General features: G+C 61.0%; 1 protein-coding gene. It reads right to left on the bottom strand.

Annotated features, from left to right (window positions below; all coding sequences use genetic code 11):
- Positions 1-15: 15 nt before the first annotated feature.
- Positions 16-962, bottom strand: a protein-coding gene (locus tag ACIPSK_RS32995; protein ID WP_222282285.1) for an IS630 family transposase whose coding sequence is annotated in 2 segments (ribosomal slippage) — positions 16-621 and positions 624-962 — 945 coding nt in all. Because the reading frame shifts where the segments join, the coding sequence is not laid out codon by codon here.
- Between the last annotated feature and the right edge of the window lie 96 nt (positions 963-1058).

Genomic DNA, 1058 nt, shown 5'->3' with positions numbered 1-1058 from the left:
TAGAGCGGGATTGTTTTATGTCCGTTCATATCCGGCTTCCTTGAAGTAGTTTTGGCACTCTTTCGGCGAGACGGTTTGAAGGGTGGCTGCCAGCGCGTCGTCGATGGCCTGTCGGGTTCGAGCCTGCGCCTTGCGCAGCTCGTGCTTGATCTTGGCGAAGAGTTTTTCGATCGGATTGAGATCGGGGGAATACTGCGGCAGGAAGAACAATCGGGCGCCGGCCTTGCGAATGGCGGCACGGATAGCGCCGGCCTTGTGCGAGCCGAGATTATCCATGACGACGATGTCGCCGGGTTTGAGCTCCGGTACCAGCACCCTCTCGACATAGATGCGAAAGCGTTCGCCATTGATCGGGCCGTCGATGATCCACGGTGCGCTGACGCGGTCGGCCCTGAGGGCTGCGACAAAAGTCATGGTATTCCAGTGGCCGAAGGGCGCATGGCCCAACAGCCGTTCGCCGCGCGGCGCCCAGCCCCTGAGCGGCGTCATATTCGTCTTCGTCCAGGTTTCGTCGATAAAGACAAGGCGAGATGGATCGATGCGATGGCGATGCTTCAGCCAGCGCGCCCGCCGGGCGGCAACATCGGGCCGCTCGCGCTCGCTGGCGACCAACGTCTTTTTTTATAACTTAGCCCTTCCTCATGCACGAAGGTCCGGACGGCGCTGTAATCCACTTTCAGGCCGCGCTCTCCGAGTTCCGCCACCAACCCGCGCAAGGTGAACGCCTGCATGTGGCAGCGATCGATCAGCCAGACCCGATGTTTACCTGAGATCGCCCGTGGCTTGTGCCCGCCCATCTGGCCGGGAGCCGCGCTGCCCGTCTCACGCAAGCGCCGGACCCAGTCGATCGCGGTGCTGATGCCAATGCCGAAGCGCTTTGCCGCCGCTCGACACGACAGGCCCTCGCGCGTTACTGCGCCAACAACGCGTTCCCGAAGATCATCCGAAAAAGGTTTCGCCATCCAGACCGGCCTCCTGCACCCGCCAGAATGGTGAATCTGATTTGCACCAGAAAGGGAATCCCTGTTCCGATTCCGACTAAAACAATCCCGCTCTAG

This window comes from Rhizobium sp. LARHSG275 (assembly GCF_052871115.1).
This window is presented reverse-complemented; position numbering and strand designations above follow the sequence as displayed.